Annotated in this window: 12 protein-coding genes; 3 read left to right on the plus strand and 9 right to left on the minus strand. The window is 37.5% G+C overall.

The annotated features are described in order from the left end of the window. Positions 1 to 26 precede the first annotated feature (26 nt). The 3 genes from H6G97_RS09925 to H6G97_RS09935 all read right to left on the minus strand — a co-directional run bounded on the left by H6G97_RS09925 (position 27) and on the right by H6G97_RS09935 (position 2699). Positions 27 to 1307: a glycosyltransferase family protein gene (locus H6G97_RS09925; RefSeq protein ID WP_190940452.1), complete on the minus strand. Its 1281-nt coding sequence runs from the start codon at positions 1305 to 1307 to the stop codon at positions 27 to 29. A gap of 90 nt (positions 1308 to 1397) precedes the next feature. Beyond that, positions 1398 to 2075, minus strand: a complete 678-nt coding sequence (locus tag H6G97_RS09930) for a TetR/AcrR family transcriptional regulator (protein WP_190940453.1) — start codon at positions 2073 to 2075, stop codon at positions 1398 to 1400. 129 nt (positions 2076 to 2204) lie between these two features. After that, positions 2205 to 2699, minus strand: coding sequence for a GNAT family N-acetyltransferase (locus tag H6G97_RS09935; RefSeq protein ID WP_190940454.1), 495 nt, complete (start codon positions 2697 to 2699; stop codon positions 2205 to 2207). 644 nt (positions 2700 to 3343) lie between these two features. Here H6G97_RS09935 and H6G97_RS09940 point away from each other — a divergent pair. Further along, on the plus strand, positions 3344 to 3847 hold the full coding sequence (locus H6G97_RS09940; protein WP_199349330.1) for a protein tyrosine phosphatase family protein: 504 nt from the start codon (positions 3344 to 3346) through the stop codon (positions 3845 to 3847). 132 nt (positions 3848 to 3979) lie between these two features. Here H6G97_RS09940 and H6G97_RS09945 read toward each other — a convergent pair whose 3' ends face one another. After that, complete coding sequence (locus tag H6G97_RS09945) at positions 3980 to 4303, minus strand: slr1957 family protein (RefSeq protein WP_190940522.1); 324 nt, start codon at positions 4301 to 4303, stop codon at positions 3980 to 3982. A gap of 1741 nt (positions 4304 to 6044) precedes the next feature. On the opposite strand from H6G97_RS09945, the gene H6G97_RS09950 reads away from it, so the two are divergent. Further along, positions 6045 to 7511, plus strand: a complete 1467-nt coding sequence (locus H6G97_RS09950; RefSeq protein WP_190940455.1) for an SLBB domain-containing protein — start codon at positions 6045 to 6047, stop codon at positions 7509 to 7511. A 1362-nt stretch (positions 7512 to 8873) separates the two neighbouring features. Beyond that, positions 8874 to 10292 (plus strand): right-handed parallel beta-helix repeat-containing protein, encoded by a 1419-nt coding sequence (locus tag H6G97_RS09955; RefSeq protein ID WP_242054876.1) that lies wholly within the window; start codon positions 8874 to 8876, stop codon positions 10290 to 10292. A gap of 170 nt (positions 10293 to 10462) precedes the next feature. Here the strand turns inward: H6G97_RS09955 and H6G97_RS09960 are convergent, their stop codons facing one another. The 5 genes from H6G97_RS09960 to H6G97_RS09980 form a co-directional block, all read right to left on the minus strand. Continuing rightward, positions 10463 to 12709: a GumC family protein gene (locus H6G97_RS09960; protein ID WP_190940456.1), complete on the minus strand. Its 2247-nt coding sequence runs from the start codon at positions 12707 to 12709 to the stop codon at positions 10463 to 10465. A gap of 317 nt (positions 12710 to 13026) precedes the next feature. Beyond that, positions 13027 to 14115 (minus strand): glycosyltransferase family 4 protein, encoded by a 1089-nt coding sequence (locus H6G97_RS09965; protein WP_190940457.1) that lies wholly within the window; start codon positions 14113 to 14115, stop codon positions 13027 to 13029. A gap of 283 nt (positions 14116 to 14398) precedes the next feature. Then, the gene (locus H6G97_RS09970) at positions 14399 to 15625 is read right to left on the minus strand and encodes an O-antigen ligase family protein (RefSeq protein WP_190940458.1); all 1227 of its coding nucleotides are present in this window, start codon (positions 15623 to 15625) and stop codon (positions 14399 to 14401) included. 7 nt (positions 15626 to 15632) lie between these two features. Then, positions 15633 to 16730 (minus strand): glycosyltransferase family 4 protein, encoded by a 1098-nt coding sequence (locus H6G97_RS09975; RefSeq protein WP_190940459.1) that lies wholly within the window; start codon positions 16728 to 16730, stop codon positions 15633 to 15635. An 80-nt stretch (positions 16731 to 16810) separates the two neighbouring features. Further along, complete coding sequence (locus H6G97_RS09980; protein WP_190940524.1) at positions 16811 to 18244, minus strand: oligosaccharide flippase family protein; 1434 nt, start codon at positions 18242 to 18244, stop codon at positions 16811 to 16813. Positions 18245 to 18403: the final 159 nt, after the last annotated feature.

The raw sequence follows: 18403 nt of genomic DNA on the forward strand, positions 1-18403 counted from the left end.
ATTGCTTCCATCGCTCCTTCATCTCCCTACTTCCCAATTTCCTCGCAAACAATCTGTGCTATCTTCTGGGCTGCACCGCTTTCACCGCGAATCTTTCGGAGTTTGGCGCGGATATTATCCAATTTTTCTGGATTCGCCAAAAAGGTTAAAACCATTTCCCCAATTTCTTGCGGTTGAATTTTGCCCATAAGTTCTGGCACTATCTCTTCTTGTGCCCAGATATTTGGCCATGCTAATAAACCTTTGCGTCTCACAAATCTCAGAAATGACCAATTAATCCCTTTAGCAAAGGGTGTACCGACTACTGGCAGGTTTGCTAACAACCCAGGCAAACCATCCCAAGAACGCATAGCATCAAGTTGCTGTGTTGGCAGCAAAACAATCATTGGCACTCCTAAAGCACCGATTTCGGCAGTGTTTGCCCCCACCGTAGTCAAACAGATACAGCACTGGGATAATAAGTGATATGCAGGATTTTCTTGCCACAATTCCACAGTTAAGCCCGTTGATGTTTTTAGCAATGCCTTGCCTTTAGCATCCTCTGGGACAATTAACGAAGCACCGCAAAAGCCAAAAATTTCAGCAATAGAGTTCTTTTGAAGATCGGCAAAACTAGCTAAAGTTTGTAAATCCAAAGTTGGGGCTACAGGAATCACAAATCTGGTTTGCGGTCTTTTATGGTAAATGTATTCGGCAATAGCTAAACATAATGGTACTCCTTGGGCTAATTTTGCCGCTTTTGAACCAGGGAGTAGACCAATCAATTCAGTTTTGAGTGATGGAGTAATAGGCACAGAGGAATTTGAATCTAGATTCTCCCCTGCTGCTTCTACCATCAAATCACCTACAACGGTAAATTTGTGAGCATATTTCTGAGGAACACGGGCCGCAACTTGGGATTTCATGATTCCGAAGCGATCAATCCAGTTATGCCAACGAGCTTCCCATTCGGCGTAAACAACTGTGCGATATCCTAATTTTTTGCCTATAATCACTGGGAAAATTTGATCGCCGCCCAAAAAAAGAACTACACCACGACTTCTCCAATCCCAATTATCAAATGTTTTACCCCAAAGCAAAAATTGCCAAAAATGCTCTGCTTCCTGTACTCTATCTACTTCTGGATAAGAAAGAGCGATCGCTGCTTCTTTACCGCTAGCATTTGAGCAAGGTGATAATACTACAGAAATCCTTACTACAGAAGAGTCATCCCCTAGTTGTTGCCGCAACGCTTTCACTACTGGACGTACCCAGGTTGTTACTTCACCTGGGCCATTTGATAGGATGAGAATATCTACTTGAGTCATTAGTTAATGGTCAGGAGTTAGGGGTCATTAGTCAAAAGGCAAATATTGTTACTTCTATCCCTTCACTACTATGCGTCTACTTAACTTGAACTATTCCAAATCACTGCTGTTGGCAGAAATTGTGTAATTTGGCTCATAGCTTACAGCTACATTGACAACTGAGCGAGGAGTAGTACTAATACCACGCACAAAAATATTTACACAGGTTTCGATATAGTCCTTACAGCTATAGCTACCTTGATTAAATTTTGCACTGCGGACTAGCATTCCAGATAACAGCATTCCTGTAAACATATCGACTGCTGCAAATGGATCAAGGTCTACTCTGACAGTGCCTTGCCTCTGGCTCGATTGCAGATAAGCTACCAGTTTTTCGCCTAAAGGCTTGGCAGCTTCTTGAATCACTTGTCTGGCTGCCTCTGGATGACGTTTGGCTTCTCCAATGAAAGTACGAATTAAGTCTTCCTGTGCCTCCAGCATACTATTGTAAAGATAGGCATACTGTCTTAAATCAATTTTTAGATCCTGCGTCCACACTTTGGGATGTGCCAGGGCTTCTGTCTGGAGGGCAAAAGCATTTTCGATTACTGCTCCCAAAAGCTGTTCTTTGCTAGCAAAGTGGCGAAATAAAGTCACCTCATTCACACCAGCAACACGAGCTATTTCACGGGTAGTCGCTCCTTGAACACCTAAACTTGCAAATACCTGCGAGGCGGCTTCTATCAAACGTGTACGCGTGAGAGTTGATGAACGGATGCTTTTATTCATTTATGCTGGCAAGTACTTACTTACATCATAGATTATGTAAAAAACTTGCGTTAGTGCAGCATCCCATAGGGAAGGAAAGGTGTCGCCATCATAGCAGTCAGCAGTAGGGCAGATGTACTGGAGATTTTTTTAATTGGAAGTCCCTAATGTTTTACTCATTTTAGTAACTGGAACAACTACCCCATTTCTTAAATAATGAGGTGCTTTCTGGATGACAGTAAATCCCAGTCGTAAATAAAACCCTTCGGCATAAAGGCTAGCAGTTGTAATTACCTTATCTATACCTTGATTAGTTGCTTCGTCGCAAAAATGTTGAACTAAAGCGCGGCCAATCCCTTTACCTTGATATTTAGGATGAACATACAGCCCTATGAGTTCATCAACAATAAAACTAGCAAAACCTATCACGAAATCTCCTTTGCTCGCAACCCAGAAAGTTTCCACTTTCATACTTTTTAAGATATTTGAACCATCAGGTTTATCGCGGTAATTACGCCAAGCTAAAAGTTCTTTTTCGGTGTAAAAAGTTGCAGGTAGAGCTTTGATAGCAGCAATATGAATTGCACTCAGCACCCAGGCATCTATTTCTTGGGCAGGTCTAAGAGATATTTCGTTAGCACTCATAGATTCAGGGTTGGCATTCAGATTATACTATTTTGAATTTTTGATTCTGTACTCCTACGGAGAAGTAAGCTACGCGTAGCGTCTTGCAGAGAAAAAGTTAGTGAATAGGCTTTTTGATGATTCATCTGTCGCAATCATTTTTAAAATTGATATCTGTATAAAACATTTTAGTCGCCTAAACGTAGCCCATCGTAAACATCGCAACACATCAACTAGTTGATATTAGCAGTTGTGCAATTCAGTCATGCAAAGACTTCGTAGATAGAGTCCCGTGAAATCTAATTGCGTCATATTTGGGAACAATACTATTCAATGGATAAAGAAGAAGCTTGTTTTATACAAGTAATTATTTATACTTTTGTTAACGAAAATACTATTCCAATTTCTCCTCCAACTTGCCCAACAGTATAACTGCTGAAATATAACATTGCCGTATGTTACATTTGAAAACTATAACAAGCTTTAATCAACGGTAAATTTATCGACAAACCGTATATTATGAGTAAAGCAATAAAATAACTGACTTCAAAGACAAATTTTGAAGTAATCAAGCAATATCTTGTGATATTTGGCTGATTTTGCCTTGTTCATTTAAACATCTTCTCAAAGCTTGCTCCCTTAGGGTATTTACCAAGCTGGAAGACATGAAAAAGTTAAAAGGAGTGAATGTGATTAACGCCATACAGATTAACGAAAACTTGACAACCACAGGACAAGTCATACCGAAACAGCTTGAGCAAGCTATCCAAGAAGGTTTCAAATCCGTGCTAAATTTGCGATCGCCTGATGAACTAGGATTTTCCAAGGATGAGCAAAAAGTAGCAGAAGCATTGGGGCTGTATTATCAAAATGTTCCACTCAAGGTGGATCTAAAAAATTTAAATGAAGAAGTTATTACCGAAATCCTCATCACACTAGAACAAATCCCTAAACCAGCAGTTGTACATTGTGCAGCCGGGATGCGCTCAACTGGAATTGCGCTGTTGAGTATCGCCATTCAGGAAGGATTAACACCAGAGGAAACCTTAGGAAGAGCCAGGAATCTTGGCTTTGGATTCTTTGAACACGCCGGCGTTAGTCCGCGATTGAAGCAATTATTTGTAGACTACGTTAACAAACATGCGAAAGTAGCTGTACCTGCTAGCTGATCTTAAGGTGTTAGTGATTTCTAATTGTTATGTCTTAATAGACTAGACGGTTGCTATACAAATCATTAAATTAAAAACTGCTCTTGTCTTCTCAGCAAGAGCAGTTTTAATAGCAAAGCCCAAAATAAAGATTTAGACATCTTCAAGTTCAAATTGAGCCACCGTAACGGCGTTCAAAGCGAAAGCTAAAACTAATGGCATTGGCGACTGAAACCAAAAGGTAAAAAGAACAGCTAAGATTGTACCAATTACTGCGGACATCGACCACAATCGCTCTTCAAAAGTCAGTCCATTTTCGGCTTTAATTAATCTAAGAGCATGAACTGGGATTGGCTCTGGCATTACCCCACCCGGAGGAAAAGCCCAGAAGTTGTTACGTCGCTCTACAAACAAATCTGTCCAGCCATTTTCTTGGCACCATGCCTCAATCCATTGAAGTGAGTAATGATTCATCATTGGGGTTCGGAGTTCAGTTTGTGGAAGTTGTTTACTTAATGAATATAATCTGTTCAAGATTCCTGAAAAACTAAAATAATTGCTATAAATTTAACGCTAATTATCCAACTCTTAAGCTTAGTTAAAAACTTGATACGCATATAATTGCGCTCGAACTTTACTTTCATTAATTTCAACATTAACAGTTTATCAGGGCTGTTTTCTTGAAAATACAACAAACTTTACTTGAAAAATCGAACATCAAGAATTGTAAATTAGTCAGTAAGTATTACTGCTCAATAAAACTCTTTATCTCCTGAAATTCAAATATAGAAACGAACAATTGTGAACAAATCAACAAATATCGCCAATAGGGAATTTTGGCTACAATACGCTACGCAAACTAGCCTTACACCCCATTATAGACATTAGTGTATCTGGTTAAACTATTCTTTTAGAGTTAAAAATTTTAAGTTTTATCTTTTTCAAAAGGGATAAGTTATGCTAAAGCCTGCTTAAAGCCATAAATAACTCCTACTTAATTATTTACATCAGCCTTTGGTAATAATTTTCCTCATCTAGCAATTTTAAATCCTTCGTAAACTTATTTCATTCTTCTCTAACGAGAGAGACCCTGCGAGACACTATGTCAACACGTTGGTGAAGCCTCTGCTAGAGAATCATCTCGTAGAAAAATGTGCCAAGAGAAGAAACGGAGAATTTCATAAATCATTGAGGATTGCTATATAACTTTAGTGCGATCGCTTCTATCTTATATTTATTGCCGTTCTCTGGAACACTGATTCAGTAATCGGAGAACAAAGTAAAAATTCTTCTTCAGTAGTATCATGCCAAACTAATTGTAATACCTCTTTGCTTTAATCAGAGCTATATTATAAAGTCCAAGTTTTTTTTTAAATTCAAGGGTTTTAAATTAGAAAATTCCGCCGCAGTAGCGCATACTCGCCGCGCTATCAGATGCATTTTTTAACATCTGTTATATTTTATAAAAGTTATAAATATCCTTTTTGATGCTATGCTGTGCATATCATTCTCTAAAACTTCTTGTATGGTTTTGTGTACCAGCTATATTCTATAAGTTATTTTATTCGTTACAAAATCGAGATATTCACTAAATAGATTTTTACATTTTCTCCATTTGAATTGTCACCTATTTATTCCTAAAAATACTTTTTCTCCCAAAGCTAAGTTTTAACAACATATCGATTCTTTTGATGTAATTTATGGCTTTTCGTGCCACACCTAGAAAAACTAGTATCTAATTTTTTCGATTTGCTTTGTAAAATTCTTATTTGAATCCCCGAAGACGATGTGATATTATTTTTATGCCGCCTAAATCAAGAAGCTCTGTGAAAATTTTCATGAACCACGATTGTAAATGTCTTTAGCAAATAATCTTATTGTACTTATAACTAATAATAAATATTCCTTATGAATCAATTTTTGTACTGGTTTTAGTAATCTTTCAATACAATTTTGAATATTATTTTATGGTTATAGCCAATAATTTGGCATTGATAAGTACTGAAGAAGCATATTTTTTGATAATTCCTTCATTCAATAAGTGTCAACTTTAAGCTAACTTCACTAAAAATTTAAATTCAATAAACAAATTCCCTCCGGAAAATCACACTTTTCTAGGAAAATAAGAGTGTCGGGGAACTTGAATACTTAGGTATAGTCAAAATAAAAATGTTTAGACAGTACTTTATTGATCGTAGTTTCAGAGTCTCAGGTAAATATGCTTAACAAAAGTTTGTCTAAATTCCTAACTCAGCCAGTTGTGGGTATGGCTTTGTTAACTGCTGTCAATGCCGCTGTGTCATCTGCCAGTTTAGCTCAGGGACAACCATTACCACCAACTACACAACCACCAACCACACAAACACAAATAGATACGAATTACTCATTAGGAGGCGGGGATCTCATTCGTGTAAATGTATTTGAAGTACCTGAGTACACAGGTGAATATCAAATTCCCCCAGGTGGAGCAATCAACTTACCTCTAATTGGTAGTGTATCAGTCCTCGGACTAACAGCTGAACAGGCATCTGACGAAATTGCTAGAAGATATGCTCGCTTCCTCAAACGTCCCTTGATCTCAGTCAATCTGTTATCACCTCGTCCCATTAATATTTTCGTTGCTGGAGAGGTGACACGTCCGGGAGCTTATACTCTGAATTTGAGCGGAGGAGCTGGGAACAATCCAGGCGTACAATACCCGACTGTATTAGCTGCATTAACAACAGCGCAGGGGGTAACTTTAGCTGCGGATGTGACTCAAGTTCAATTACGACGTAAAATAGGACGTTCTTCAGAGCAAACCGTCACCGTTAATTTGAAGGAACTCATTCAAACAGGCAGGTTATCACAGGATATTACCTTGCGGGATGGAGATACTATAGTTGTGCCAACTGCAACCAACTTCAACGTGGCAGAATCCCGCAACTTATTTGCAGCTAACTTTGCCGCCAGCCAAACCACACCCCGCACAGTAACAATTATTGGTGAAGTTAACCGTCCCGGTTCGTATCTTGTCACCCCAGGCAACACAGATAACCAGGAGGGCGCAAACACTACTGGCGCTGGCAGTCCCACAGGTCTACCAAATGTGACGCGGGTAATTCAATTAGCTGGGGGAATTACAGCACAGGCTGATGTTCGTAATCTCAGGCTACGCCGACCTACAAGAACTGGTTCAGAACAAGCTATAGATATTAATCTTTGGCAACTATTGCAGAGTGGTGATGCCAGTCAAGACATCATCGTACAAGACGGAGATACGATTGTTATTCCGACAGCGACTGAAATCAACCCGGCAGAAGCAACTCAATTAGCTACCACTACTTTATCTCCTACACGAATTCAAGTTGGTGTAGTAGGCGAAGTTAAAAACCCAGGGTTAACAGATGTTCAGCCAAATAGCTCATTAAATCAAGCTATACTCGCTGCTGGCGGATTTAATGATGCCAGAGCTAGTAGTGATGCTGTTGATTTGATTCGCCTTAACCCTAATGGATCTGTCACTAAACGTATAGTAAAAGTGGATTTCTCGGCTGGGATTAATGAGCAAACCAATCCCATACTCCGTAATAATGATGTTGTAGTAGTCAATCGATCTGGTTCAGCCAAGACTGGCGATACCGTAAATACTATAACTGGCCCTTTAGGTGTTATCTTTAATCTTCTGAACTTGTTCGGACTATAGTTTAAGATATAGATGCAAATTAGGGATGTTGGTTAATCTTCTTCGTCCCTTAGATTGCACTATCCTTGAATCAAAACTCAATAGTTAAGAGCTAATATAGCATTTCTTAGTCTACTGAAATGCGTGACTTAACTACCTTTGGATATTTTTAAAAACACTTTATTAAAAGCTTCTTCAAGTGTTTTCCCTAAAAAAGGATAAATTTGGGGATCGGTAGAACGTAGTATATTCTTGATTTTTGACTCTTCTATTTTCAATTGATAAGAAATCGCGAAAGTAAGGCAGTAAATAAATGAGATTTGTTCCTCTTGCTTGCCTTAATGCTTCAACCTCTTTACCTTTATAAATCAAACAATTATTCATGACAATATAAGCTCATGACCCAAGTTTATAAACTAACTTCTGGGAGATAACGGCATCAAATGTGAATCCATCTGTCACATTTTTATGTTTGTATTTTCTTACTACCTATCACGTCAAAACACAAACCGCAGGCAAGAGTAATTCTGCTTTAGGCGCATTTATATTGTTGTCTACGTCTCGCCTCGGCGCTCCCAAAGCCATCACAGCAATCACAAGCTAGCACTTATTTTCGTATCGACTTTGAACAAAAGGTGGTGACTATAAAGATCCTGGCATGGACTATTTATTATAAGCAACGCTATCGTGAACAAACAGTTAATAATCTCCATAAAAAGGCACAACAATTAAGTTTTAACTTTATTCGTCAGCCCCAAACAAATGCGGTTTCTTAAGAAAGCGTCAATTAGAATAGACATCACTTCCTTCAAGATTGTATTTTCTATGCGCCACTATTATACTTATTAAGTAATATTACTTATTGACAAACTGCGCAAACTCTAAACATATTACTGAAAATTTTTAATGTGGATTAAGAAGCTTTCGCAAACCTTATTATTAGGTATTCAGATTTATTATGATAATGAGAATATTTTAGAAACAAGGAACGATAGAAAGCATACTATAAATTGTTTTCTATGATTTAGTGATTATTATTATCATAAGAATTATTTAAGTAAATTAACTAATTGATGACAGATATACTATCTTGACCACAGATACCGCGTATACACAGTAGAATGATTTCGAATTGGAAATGACACCATTTGTACGGTTGTTTAGTACCCATTAATGAAGTAACTCTGGATACTGAGAATTCTTCTTCAGTACTTTTACCAGATATTTGCTATTTCTTGGAACACTAGCTAAAAAAGCAGTTCAGCTAGATTTACGCGAAAATTCGCAGGTGCAAACCTAGAAAACTGTGTATAAACTTACAAATGGCAGTTAAACGACTGTATCCAATGCTGAGTTACTAACTAAGGCTAGAGTTAGTGACTGTTGACGATTGAGTTTTTGCAACATACCCTATTTTTCCCTATGATGATTCATGGTTTCGGTTTTCTTAGTTTGAGCGCATCTCTTGTATTTCCTTGGGCATTAACAGGTCTGGTTCAAGGAAAGGCAATAACAGAGTCTTTATTTAAAGACGTTCGTCAGTCATCTACTGATCAGAAAATGCAACTACCTAGCCGCAAGCTGATCAGTCAGGTTTCAACCGCAACAACATACTATGTTAGTGCTACCGGAAACGACAGAAATAGCGGACGCACTACCTCATCAGCCTTTAAGACAATTCAAAGGGCAGCAGACCTTACTAAACCTGGTGACACGGTAAGGATTATGAACGGTGAATACAAGAATGAACCCGATCGTGGGAGTGTACTAAGTATTAAACGTTCTGGAACTGCCAAAGCATGGATTAAATTTCAAGCATATCCTGGGCATTCTCCAAAAATTAAGCACAATACATGGAATGGTATCTCTTTGGGAGATGGAGTTTCATATATTGAGATCGACGGGCTGGAGGTAATAGGGAACAATGCAAGTATAAGCCGTAGTTATGCATTAAGTCAGCAGTATAATACATCAAATCCACTTACAAACGGAAGCTGTATAAGTATTGACGGACGCCAACGTACTGTTCATCACATAAATATTCTGAACAACAAAGTGCATGACTGTCCAGGAGGAGGCATCTCAGTAATTGCGGCTGATTATGTGAAGGTGGATAATAACACTGTGTTTAATAACTGCTGGTATAGTCTCTATGGTAATAGCGGCATTTCGTTTTTTCTAAATGCGGATTATGACAATAACCGGGGATACAAGCACTTTATAACCAACAACAAGACCTATAACAATCGCCAGTACGTTCGCACTCTTTCATCCGGAAGAATCTCAGACGGTGGTGGCATTATTGTCGATACTTCAAAAAAGGGTAAAAATGGTGGATACAAGGGACGGACTTTAATTGCAAACAATATTAGCTACAACAATGGTGGTGGGGGTGTTATTGCTCATGAAAGTGAGCATATAGATATTGTCAACAACACGGTATATGGGAACGGGCAAAGCCCAGAGCTTTCAGAAGTGCAACTTGCTGCTGGTTATTCAAGGGATGTCAAAATTTACAATAACATTATCCATGGTTTTTCTGGTCAACAGGTGAACAAAAACACGAACAATACCAATGTTATTTATGACTACAATCTTTACCCCAAAGGTGCCGTGAGCGTTGTGAGGGGAATTCACGATGTTGTTGGAGACCCACAGTTCATAAATCCCTCAACTGGTGACTTTAGACTCAAATCAACGAGTGCGGCAATCAATAAGGGTTACTATTGGAAGGATCTGAAAACTGATCATGCCGGAAAGTCTCGTCCTGCTAATAAGTTTACTATTGGGGCATACCAATAGAAGTAACTGTAATATCATGTCCTGCTATCTGCCTATAGTTTCGTCAGACTGAAGTCTACCCTTACACAAAAAATAAGCCTGCCTTGGCAGGCTTATTTTTTGTAGCTAATTAAACAGGCATAATATATCCAGTTATGGTGTTCAGTTCACTTGTGAGACAAAATACTAATTTATACAGAGCTTTTGTCGGGAATACGTTTTTGTTGCTTAACTTCTTTTGTCAAATCTTGGTGAGTAAAGTATTCTTTAGCATGGTTGAAATAACTATTAGATTCATTTTTATCAATGATACCATTGACAACTAAACCTAAGACGTTGTGACTCGATCTCTCTAGCATTTCTCGAGCAGCAGCTGCACTGTTAGAATCAATTACCCCAGGTCGGGCTACTAACAAAATCCCATCAGTCATTTGGCTTAAAGTCAAAGCATCAGCTGCTAAAAGGAGGGGAGGAGCATCAATAATTACAAAATCATAGTTATATCGAGATGATAAATTTTCAATTAGTGATGCCATCCGTTTTGAGTCAAGCAAAGCAAGTGGGTTGGGAGGTCTAACTCCAGCGGTTAAAACATCAAGGTTGTCCATTACCTTAGATACAGTAATGTCAAATTCAGCCTGGCCTACAATAACTTCGCTCAAACCAACTGAATTTGTTAGTTGCCAGAAATCATGCTGCGAAGGAACTCGCATATCTGCATCAATTAGTAAAACTTGGCGTCCTAGTTGAGCGATCGCAGCAGCCAAATTAGCTGAAACTGTAGATTTGCCCTCTTTTGGAACTGCGCTAGTTACAACAATAGTTTTGAGTACTTTGTCTGAACTCAGAAATTTCAGATTAGCTTGAATCATCCGATACATTTCGCTCGTTAAAGAGTGAGGAGTATCTCGGACAGCAATTTGTTGAAGTGTTGAGTCTGCATTTGAATAACGGGAACGAACCTTTTTAACAGATAAAGGCACAATTCCCAACAAAGGATATCCCAATACATCTCTAACTTCTTTAAGTGTTTTAAGAGATCTATCTCTCATAGCTAGGAAGAGGACAGTTGTGGTGGCAAAAAATAAACCAAACATTACTCCTAGCACTAAAACAATTATTTTTTTGCCTCCTACTGGATCTTTAGGTACTAAAGCCGGAGCAATAATACGAGAACTAGCTGTGTTTGTATTCTCAACTAACTGTAATTCTTGAACCTTTTTCAATAGAGTTTGATAAGTAGATTCTGCAACTTCAACTTTCCGTTCTAACTCCCGCTGATTTTGTGCTAATTGGGGTATGAGTTTCACCCGCTGTTCGTAACTAGAACGAGAATTATATAGAGAAGAAAGTCTTTGAGTTAAACCAAAGCGCTGTATTTCTGATTGCAGAAAATTTTGTATCAGGCTTTGTCTGAGTTCTCCAATCTGCAGTAGACTCTGAGGAAGTTGTCTCTGATTGCCAACAGTCTGGCTAATTTGCTGTTGTAGGAGAGATTTTAAATTAGTTTTTTTTGCTTCTAGGTTAATAATTACGGGATTATCATCTAGAAAACGGCTACGCTCAACCGCTAACTGCCGTTCAGTGTCTTGAAGTTGTGCTAAAACTGCTTGTACTGGGGGTGACTGACTGAGCGCACTCACAGCGATCGCTTGCTGAGAATTTAGCTCTACTTTTTGGCGCAGTTCGTTTGTTTGAGCATTTACCTCATCTAGTTGAGCCTTAACAGTATTAATCTCATTGTCTAGATTTCCAATAGTCCCAACTGCTGACCTTGTTTCCTCCGATAAATCTGCAATCTGATTCTTTTGTTTAAATATACGTAGTGCTACTTCCGCATTATTAACAGCGGCTTGAGTTTTAGGAAGCTGCCTGGCCATAAACTGACGAGTTGCTCCTGCCTCAAGGCGATTTGTCAGAATATCATTTTCTAAATAAAAAGCCATAATTGTGTTGACCACAGCCGCTGCTTCTTCTGGATCAGGGCTGCTATAGCTAATTCGCAATACATCTGTCCCACCAACAATTTTTAGGTTCAGGGCTTTTTGTAGCGCTCGAACTTCCAAAAGCTCACCTTCGTTGTCTTTGAGTTGTAGCTTGTTTATTGTTTTCTGCAACAAAGTAGGGGAAGAGATAACTTCTATCTGACTACTTATAGGATTTTGAGTTGCTACTAAGGGTCTTAAATCTCCTGAGTCTCCTCCTTCGGAAGAACCAGGCGAAAGATTATTCCCTCCTACTTTGAAAGAAGGAATTCTGAATAACAGCTTTCCTTCTGCTTCATAGTCTGCCTTTATAAACTTTGTAGATATAGCACTCAGAAGAACTGTAGCCACAAATATAGTGATAGCAGGTACCCACCACCGTTTCAATATCAATAAGTAACGATTAAGGTCTAAATCAATAGATTCTCTAGATTCCATAGATTTTTCTGACATAAATCTTCCAAATTACAGGTCTTAAGCAACAAACTAAAAATTGACTCACTAGAGTAATCACAAACCAGTGCAATTGACAAGCAAGACTGGTATGATTTTACAATATGACAATAGTATAGACCATCTAAGTTACAAATTTACTTCCCATTTGGGCACATTTATGCAGCAGTCATTTATGACTTGCTATTGAGTGATAACTTTGGTAAATATTTATTTTGGGGAACCTATGGTTATATCTGACAAAACTGGTCTCAATAACTTTATATCTGCATCCTTACAACTTTCACTTTTGCAGTTGCTAGCTGTTTATACTCAGATTATTGATCATCTGAATTTAACACTGAACTATACAAATCAAGTAAAGAAAGCCAGTGATTTTTGATATCAAGAGGAAAAACACTTGTTCTCGCCTTAGCTCCTAGAGAAAGCCTCAAAGCCTCATTTTCAATTAAGGACTTCACAGCAGCTGATAACTCCTCAACATTACCTGGATTGACGATTAATCCATTTTCAGATTGAGTAACTATTTCAGGTATGCCTCCTACTGGTGTGACTACTACTGGTAACTCCCAAGCCATCGCTTCCAGCATTGATAATGGAAGACCTTCATTGTAAGAGGGCAATACAAAAACATCTGCTTCAGTTAAAAGAATATCGCGTTCATCTGATCCTATCCAGCCAGGCAACTTTATATAATCTTCTAGATTCAAGGTCGTAACTAAATTGCGTGCTTGTTCTATATCTCCATCTCCCGCCATAATCATACTTGATCTAGTTTTATATTCAGTAGGTAAAATAGAAAAGGCTTTTATCAAATCAAATGCTCCTTTACGTTGACCAATTCGCCCTAAAAAAAGTAAGTTTATTTTTGTAGAGACTGAACGTTGTGGAACTTCAGTAGGAATTTTTACTGGATTATAAAAAACTACAACCTTTTCGGGTTTAAGACCAAGGTTTTCGATGTAGAAGCTTTTCCAACTTTCGGATAATACAATTAAGCGTTGACACTTGCAAAATACCCAATTTACTAATTTTTTTATCCAATTAGGAAGCCCAGCATAGAAAAGATGAAACTGGCTACCGTGAGCGTGTAGAATTATAGGCTTATGAAATATCCAAGCTAAAAGTGCCAGAATCCCTTGTCGTAAAATATTGCCACGCTGTGAAATTTCACATTGAACAATATCAACTTCTTCTCTTGTTAACACCCACAAAAATTTACATATAGCTTTCAAAAATATTATCATTTTGATTGCTGTAGTTCCATCTTCGTAAGTAATAATATGACGTATATTTACTTCTGAAGGAGCATATTCTAAAAAAAGTTTCTCGTAATTGGAAATGCCACCCTGCTGGAGTAAGCTAGGGCCTAGCAGAATAATATTGATAGTTTTAGTTTGACGCATCTTCTAAACTTTTTCCATAATTTAGCTATCTTTGGTTAATCAACCAACGAAAGAAATAATTCAAGCCAAGTTTATTATTCTAATGTTTTTTCAATGTTCAAAATCAACACATAAAGTATTAGTTTTAAAGGCTTTGCTAAAAAATGTATTTATCTAAATCAGGAAACGTTTGTATTAATTTTAGTTTAGTGTAAATTACCACTATAAAAACAATGATTTCAGAAGTTTTTGCAATACCTATATTACAGTTCAGCATTTTCTATTTCATGATTTTACTCTAATTTCATCTCTTAATTCTGACTGAAAGAGATACTGCTACATAGAGCATCCAATTCAAACTATTAGATTCCAGCAAGGCAGATTCAGTAGTGCTGGCTAAAGCTATATATGTCATGTGTATAAGTGGCCAAACATCTAATGCTGTTTTACTACCACGCACGTAAGTAAATCCTTGCACATAACTGCGCCAAAATCCTAAAAAGAATAACCCTAACCCTATAAAACCCAAATCCATGCAAAGAGCCAGATAACCATTGTGGGGGTGGGTTACTGGCCATCCAACTATGCGCCAAATATAAGCAGATTCGCCATCCCATCCGTGCCAAAATCCGCTATAACCATAACCAAGCCAAGGATGTTTCCAAATCATATCAATCACTAATGGCCAGATGTCTGTTCGACCCGTAAGTGTCGAATCTTTTCCAATTAAACTGAACACGACATTGGCGTTATTAGAAAACCAAAAATATAAACTTTGGCTGATAGTTGCCATCATTATTAGAGCTGGTATCATAACCTGGTATGGCCAACGCCAAATTAAGAAAGCAAAAAATGCCAATATTAAAATTAATAAAGTAAGTAGAGAGGAAGTGGAAACGGAAAGAATTAAAAGTAGTATTGATAAGCTAAACCCCCCCCAGAAAAGCCAACTACGTCTTCGAGCTTGATAACCAAGGATAAAAAAAATTATACTACTTGTTACCATCCTAGCTCCCAGACCGTTTTTGTGGGCGAAAACTCCACGCCACTTTCCGCTTCCAATGTCGTTTTGTATCCCGTATTTAGGCAAGGCTATAGCAAAAATAAAACTTAAAACTATAATAATACCAAAGTTCAAAGCAAGTAAATTTAATTGCTGTTTTAAGGTGTACCTTGATGCAAAATACAGACCAAATAAACTGGAATTAATTAGGGTAAAACTATCTTTTAATGTTGATGATGGGGAAAAAGACCAAGCAACAGAAACAGCCGTCATTATAACCAAAGAATACAGCCAAATATCTTTAGCCATGACAATGAAATAAAAAGTTCTCTTCCAACGCAAAACTAGGAGAAATAAGGTAACTGCGTAGATTAAGAAAAAAAGTATCCGAATTAAGGAGCTATCGTATTCTACTATATCACTCTGTCCTGCTCCTCCTGAGAGAACAACATTTAGGATTGCCCCTGAATACATCAGCAAAGCTACAATCGTGAATACATTTTCCCCAAAAATTAGTAATTTTTTCATAAATTAACTAACTATGTATATTGATTTTTCTCTGATAAATTTCAGCTGTTTGAGCAGCAATATTTGACCAATTTAAATCTTGCTGGCAACGAGCCAGTGCAGCAGTTTGCATACGTTGTTGCAAATTGCGATCGCTTAACAAACTAATTATGGCATCAGCTAGCGCTCGAACATCGCAGGGTGGAACTAACAACCCATCTTCTTTATGGTGAACTATTTCACTCAATCCCCCAACCTCAGAAGCTACAACCAGCGTTCCCATTCCATAAGATAAGGCTGCTACACCACTTTGAGAAGACTCGATATATGGCAAAACTGTTACTGTGCTGCGTTGAAATAAATTACCTACTTCTTCAAGCGGGATAAAGTCATTGATAATCTCATAGCGTTTCTCATCATAACCATTAGGGAAATACTGCTTTATGTTTTCTCCCCTTCCAGCAATAATTAGCTTGACTTCAGGTATACACTCAGCAATTAAGGGCATAGCCTCAAGCAAATACTTCAATCCCTTGTAGGGGAAGATGCGTCCAAAAAATAGCAAGGTAAATGGCTCACGGGGTTGAATATCTTGACTACCCCGACGCTGATATAAACTACCAAGTTCCCCATGAGGTAAAACATTGATACGCTCTTGAGGTATGCGAAATTGCTCAATTAGAATCTTTTTTAGTTGATGACTATGGACAATCAACTGTTGGGAACGGTAAAAGCTAATACGTTTAGTGTACTCTGAACCGAAAGCATTCATTTTATCCCCTGGGTGAGGGAATATATCATGAATAGTCGTCACCAATGGTGGCATCTTGTTGAGCAACAAAGTCCAATCGTACCAAGGATCGTTAGTTTCTTGCACATGTAAAACATCTGGCTGTATGTCTTTGATAATATTCATCATATTGACCATAGACAATAGGTTGCCCGGGTCGCGCATCCGTGGTTTTTTAAAGCTAATTACACGGATATTTGAATCAAGAGCCTTGCTACAAATACGTGAAATTCTCTCTGGATGAATTAACGTTAAATCAACATACTTAACCAGACTGTTTGCTAATTCGATAGTGTAGTCTTCAAAGCAAAAATGTAATAAAGCAACTTTAATCATAATTATAAATTATATTTTTATTTAACTTACTTATCTAACCAATCTGCATACCTTACTATTAAAATTTTAGATGGAAAAAATTATTGCTCTCTTAAAAATTTTACCCACAAAAAACGGAACCCCCCAAACGCACGAATACCGAAATAAGTCATAGATAATCCATAAGCACAAGTTGCAATAATTAAAGTTAAAATGAAATTTAAACTAATTTTTTGCAATAGTAGGAATATAGGTAGCATCAAAAAGGTTATTATTAAGGGTCGCCGCATAATTCGCCATAAATCTAATGAAAATAGGCGACTATAGGTAAAGTAAATATACTGACTAAAACCAATAATATTCATTAGTAATGCCATTATAGCTGCACCTAGCAACTGATATTGTGAAACTAATGCCACGCCTAATAGGCTTCCTATTGAAGTAGTTATAACTACTTCACGTAGGTTGACTATCTCGAAACCATTGGCTACAAGTAGGTAGGACAATGAACGTGTGAATGGCAAGAAAATGAGTGAGACCGCAGTTAAACTGAGAGCTATATATGCTTCAGCAAAGCTAGTATCATAAATAAAAACTAGCAAATCTTTGCCAAAAAATAACAGCCCAAGAAGCAACGGTAATGCCATCATTAACAGTACTTCAATAATATTTTCAGTTATCTGTCTCTGTTTGTCCCGTCCTTGCTCTACCGCTTTTGAAAATCTTGGAAAGATTGCTAAAGTTACACTGTTAGCAATAATTAAAAAGGGTTGTAGTAATTGTGAGATTCCACCAAATAGACCCACTAGAAACTCATTTCCTAGCAATGAAAGAATCAAGATTTGAATTCTGCCACCGATCACAGCTATTCCTTCAATAGCAAAAAATGTTCGAGCATTTTTGATTGTATTCAATACAAAATCCCCATCAATTTGCCATTGTATTTTGACCAGGCGTATGATAAATATCCATTCTATTACAAGAATTAGTGTTTCTGAGAAAAGTAGGATTACCGCTAGATATTCAATTCCGTATTTCAGCTTCATCGCCCAAATCATTATTATTAGGCGTAAGATATAAACGGGGACTGTAGAAATTGCAATCAGATGCATCTTTTCTTTAGCTTGAAAAATTGCCTCCGTGATGTTAGAAAGGGCAAAAGGAATGATTGTTAAGCCCATGATGTAGCAAATAGTCGAGGTTTCAGCACTATAGGGAAGTAAAAAGACTACAATTACCAAAGCCCCATAGCTGAAGAAACTAAATATTAACTGAAGCCAAGTACCACTCATTAAATAAACTGGGGTTTTTTGTGGCTCACGGGCTAGTTCCCTAGTAAACAATGTTTTTAGACCCTGTGAAGCAATTCCCACAAATATAAAATAGTAGCTATATGCTAGCAAATACTGACCTAAAGCCTCAGCTCCTAGAGTACGAGCTATAGCAGCGGTTAATACAAAGGTTGAAATGCTTTGAACTAACCGATTAACTATCATTGAAAGGGAATTACTTAGAAATCTGTACTTTTCTAGCATTTTCAAATTATTAATTTAGTTTAATTCATTAATTTTGAATCATTAATACACATATATTTTATAACTAAATACACATATATTTTGTAACTTTACTTTTTGTGGTATATCGCTCATCATAAGTTTTTATATCTTAAGAATACATAGTGTTAATACAAGTAG

Origin of the sequence: Nostoc flagelliforme FACHB-838, from assembly GCF_014698065.1 — a bacterium.
GTDB classification, from domain to species: domain Bacteria; phylum Cyanobacteriota; class Cyanobacteriia; order Cyanobacteriales; family Nostocaceae; genus Nostoc; species Nostoc flagelliforme_B.